2 protein-coding genes and 1 pseudogene are annotated in these 4,138 nt (G+C 70.9%); 2 read left to right on the top strand and 1 reads right to left on the bottom strand.

The features are described 5' to 3' along the window. Nucleotides 1-835 (bottom strand): annotated as a pseudogene (locus ACFWA9_RS38535) (hypothetical protein); the annotation flags it as partial. Nucleotides 836-1,204: 369 nt separating this feature from the next. On the opposite strand from ACFWA9_RS38535, the gene ACFWA9_RS38540 reads away from it, so the two are divergent. Together ACFWA9_RS38540 and ACFWA9_RS38545 are read left to right on the top strand one after the other, a co-directional pair. Then, a complete protein-coding gene (locus ACFWA9_RS38540) occupies nucleotides 1,205-1,936 on the top strand; it encodes a GntR family transcriptional regulator (protein WP_377541236.1) in 732 nt (243 codons plus the stop codon). Nucleotides 1,937-3,854: 1,918 nt separating this feature from the next. Continuing rightward, a complete protein-coding gene (locus tag ACFWA9_RS38545) occupies nucleotides 3,855-4,049 on the top strand; it encodes a hypothetical protein (protein ID WP_377536168.1) in 195 nt (64 codons plus the stop codon). Nucleotides 4,050-4,138: the final 89 nt, after the last annotated feature.

Raw genomic sequence — 4,138 nt, forward strand, 5'->3', positions numbered from 1 at the left:
ATCCCGAACTGATCTCCATACGCAGGGCGGTGCGGGCCCCGAGCATCGCCCGGATCTCCTCGTGCTTGGCCTTGAACGCCGACGGCTTCCACCGGCCATCAAGGCGCACCGTGGTGACCAGACCGGCCGGGGTCAGCTCGGTCGGTGCGGGCACGGTGCCCGACAGGCCTCGTTCGTCGGCGTGCTGGACCCAGTACGACGGGTCGAGGCGCTCCAGGAGGCGGCGCTCCTCCGCCGTGGCGTCGTCGTCGAGCGGCACCCGCACCTGGCGGCGGCCGACGGCGAGCAGTGCAGCGTTGAGGGCGATCAGGCTCAGCGAGCTTCCCGCCGGCCACATCGCCCAGTGCTCCGCCGACGACATCGCGTACGAGGTGATCCCAGCCGGGATCAGGTGCGCGGCGTGGGCGCGGACCGCGAGCTGGTTGAGCGTCAGCGGGTAGTTCCGGCGAGCCGACTTCAGGTCGCGGCGCGCGACCTTGGCGTGAGCGCGACCTGCCTTGTCCGCCGTCCGGGCCGCGCGGCGGCCGCCGTTGAACGGGTTGCTGCTCGCCGCCCGTGCGGCCTTCCGCTGGCTCGCGGCGGTCGCAGCCGTCGACCGCGCCGACGTGTTGGCCCGCTGAGCAGCGATCAACGCCTTCAGGTTCTCCGGGGTCCGGAGCTTCGCCCTGCGCTCGGCCTCCGTGTCCCAGCGGTGCGCGAGCGGGGCACACATCGGGGCGGCGCCGTCGAGTGCCTGGCTCGCCGCCGCTGTCGTCTTGTTGATCCGGTCCGCCGTGATCACGCGGGCCGTTTTGGTACCAGTACCGATCTTGTTCCATGCTGCTGCGTAGTCCACGAGTCGCTCCTTGGGTGGTCGTGGATCAGGGCCGGGATTGCCGTTCGCGCGGCGTTCCGGCCCGCCTGTTTTGTGGCGGTTGAGCCCGCAACCCCCGGGCCGCAACCTCCCTTGCGGGCGGTTGCGCCCCCGCAAGCCTGTGACCTGCGAGTTTCGGTGTTGCGGTGGTTTCCGGGGTGGGGCCCCTACGCGTGTGCGCGCGAGGGCCCCGGATTTTCGAGCCGTTCGGCGACCCCTCGGGAGGCGCCGCCGAACAAGACCCATACTGTGGGGGCACAGTTGCTGTGTCAAGCCATACACTGTGCTAGATCACTACTCCGGATGCTGTGATAGATCACCGCACCGTTCACCCGTCGAAGGAGCCCCGCCATGTCCTCGCTGGAGCGCACGCCTCCGTATCTCCAAGTCGTCGGCACGCTGAAGTCGAAGATCGTCAGCGGCGAACTCGCGCACGGCGACGTGCTGCCGTCCGTGCGCGAACTCGCGGCGGAGTACGGCATCTCGACTGCGACCGCGCAGAAGGTCCACCGCACGCTGAGGGCGGAAGGCCTCGCGGAAGGCCGGCAGGGTGCGGCCACCACGGTCAGCACGCGCCGGACCCTGCACCGCACCGCAGCCGACCGCCTGGAGGCGGCGCTCACTACCGGGCGGATCTACGCCGACGGCGAGTACGCCGTGATCACGGGCGCCGACCTGACCACTCCCCCCGAGTGGGTCGCGGACCTCCTGGGCGTCGAGGACGGCGGCCAGGCGCTGCGTCGCCAGCGGGTCACGCACAACGCCGACGCGGAGCCGGTCTCCGCGAGCACGAGCTGGTTCGTCGCTGAACTCGCGGAGACCGTGCCCGCTCTGCTGCAGCGCGAGCGGATCCCGGGCGGCACCCCATCAGCCATCGAGGCCGTCACCGGTCGACGCGCCGTGGCCTCCGAGGAAGCCAGCGCCGCCGATGCAGCAACCGAGGAACAGGCGACTCTGCTTGGCGTCGAGCCCGGCGCCCCCGTTCTGCTGAGCCGGAACGTGTACGTCGACGCGCAGGGCGACACGGTGGAGGTTGGGGAGTCCGTCGCACCAGCCCGCCGTTGGCGAGCCCATCGGAGCTGACCTCCGCCCGCACACACCGAAGCCCCCGCCGATCCGAATTCGGCGGGGGCTTCGTCGTGCCAAGTCCCGAACGTACCGGCACACGGCCTCCCGTGAGCCTCTGAGCGTCGTTCTCCCGCTCCTGCGACTCTCGGTCCGCCGGAGCGCTCACGAGCCCTCAGGCGGGCGTACAGGCCGCCTGAGGCCCGTAATCCTCCGTGGCCTACCGCATACGCGTCTGCGGGTGCTCCGGACGACCAACGACGGCCAGCGGGAAGGGGGGTGGGGTTGCGCGGCTTGAGCGGCCGTCTGCCGGGCCCGGATTGGGGCGGAGCGCCGTACCCCCGCCGTCACGGATGCGGGTGCGTAAGGCGACCTGGAGGCACTCCGCGGCTGAGGGGGAGCAGCTGCTGCCGCGATGTGGCCGAGCGACGCGTGGGCGCTCCGCTAGGAATCGGTCCGTGGTGGCTGATCGTCCGGCTCTCCGTCATCCGCCGGCGGCCACAAAGGCATGGCGGACGCAGTCTGTGCGGACCTGCGGCGAGCCCGTTTCAAGGGAGGCAAAGGTGCGGGGGGTGACGGGGAATTCGTGGCGTTGACCTGCGGTGATTGAGTTTCGACAACAGACGTATTGGAGGGTTGCGGAGTTTCGGCTGTTGTCGAAAAGAAGCGTTCGTCGGCCCGGCCTTTGGAGTAGGCCCGGAACCGGATCTCCTGGTCCCGGCGAGCCCTGTACGCGTACTCCTTGTGCGTGCGCGTGCAGTAGTCCCGGCTGCGGCCGACGCCCTTCTGCTGGATCGGGCCGCCGCACCAGCCACAGAGCTTGTTGCCGTCGGCGTCCCTCGGTGTCTCAGTGCTCATGGCCGACGACCGTACGCGGCGCGTCCTCTGGCGCGGCGCGTGGGCGCAGTTGTTACAAGTTTCTCTACTGGTTCAAGGCCGTCGCTGCGCGCCGGCGCGGCCCGGCTGTCGGCCGGGCCGCTCCTGTCTTCGCCACGCTGCCCGGCCGCCCGCCCGGCCGCGTCAGGACTCATCCTCGAAGGCCTCGAAGATGACCTGGGCGAGACGCCTGCCCGCCTCCCGGGCCATACCGAGTGCCACCCCTCCGGCAAGACCAGACGCCCCCCGCTTCACAGCCTCGCGACGGGTCGGGCGCTCATGCGATGCGGGCGCCTGCTGGTCGCTCTGTTCGTTGCTCAACTGGTCCTCCAGACCGTGGAAAAAAAGTCCGTCTGTCCCGGACAGGCCGGGGCGGTGGTGACGTTGAGGGAGCGGGGCCCAAGCCGCGCAAGTCCTCACTCCTTCGCCGGACTCAGGCGAAGAAGGACAGGACCGGGGCAGAGAAAAGCCCCCGTCCGTTGTCCGGAGGGGGGCTTGGTACCTCAGTGCGTGACGAAGCGCTATCAGTGATCGAGCGGCACACCCTTGCATTCCGATCCGCAGGTGTTCCCCGGGGGAACAGATCGCGGCGGGGTGTTCCCCGGGGGAACAGCCCGGGATCACTGTGCCGGACCGGTGGGCAAGCCTCGCAAGTCCCTGTCGCGGCACCGGTGGGGGCAGTGGTGGGGGTTTCGGTGGGGCCCACCAACGGGGCCACCGGTGTCCGTGGTCGGGTCTGTGGTCGGGTGCGCGGTCGCCCCGTGGTCGGGTTGCACGGGAGGTTGCGCACCAGGTTGCGCACTCCTCATTCCGACGGCCTGCGTTGTCGCAGGTAGAGCCGCGTGGTCGGGCGCTTCCACTTGTGCCGACATCCCCTCTACGGCCCCCTGCCGCCCCAAGCAAGACGAAAGAGAAGGGTGGGGGGTGGGTGGTGGCGGCGGCCGGGCGAGGGGATCGGGTGCGTGGCGGTGGGCCGTGCGCCCCGCGCGCCCCGGGCGGCGCAAACGCCCCCCCCCCCCCCAGGCGGGGGCGAAGGGTGGCCGACCGGGAGACTGGCGGCATGAGCACCACGCGCCGCCCACTGGGCACCGGTCCGTCGACCACCGCCAGGAGCACGACGACGTCGACCGCCCCGCGGCTGCTGCCCGTTGAGCACGTCGACCGCGAACAGCTCCTCGAGGACGACGCGGAGCACCAGGAGGTGGCCGCCGCGCGGCCCGACCGACGGACGCTCGGGTCGGGTCCGGCGGCATAGACCGGGGCAGCAAGGTGGAGCGAACTGGGCCCAGTTTCGCGACGGATCGGGGCAGCGAGAGGAGACGGCGACCAGCCGCACACGGGAGC

Origin of the sequence: Kitasatospora sp. NPDC059973, from assembly GCF_042737525.1 — a bacterium.
Classification (GTDB): Bacteria; Actinomycetota; Actinomycetes; order Streptomycetales; family Streptomycetaceae; genus Kitasatospora.

Excerpts from the sequence above, each read along its gene's own strand:
- ACFWA9_RS38540 (WP_377541236.1), top strand. The coding sequence starts at position 1,205 with ATGTCCTCGCTGGAGCGCACGCCTCCGTATCTCCAAGTCGTCGGCACG.
- ACFWA9_RS38545 (WP_377536168.1), top strand. The coding sequence starts at position 3,855 with ATGAGCACCACGCGCCGCCCACTGGGCACCGGTCCGTCGACCACCGCC.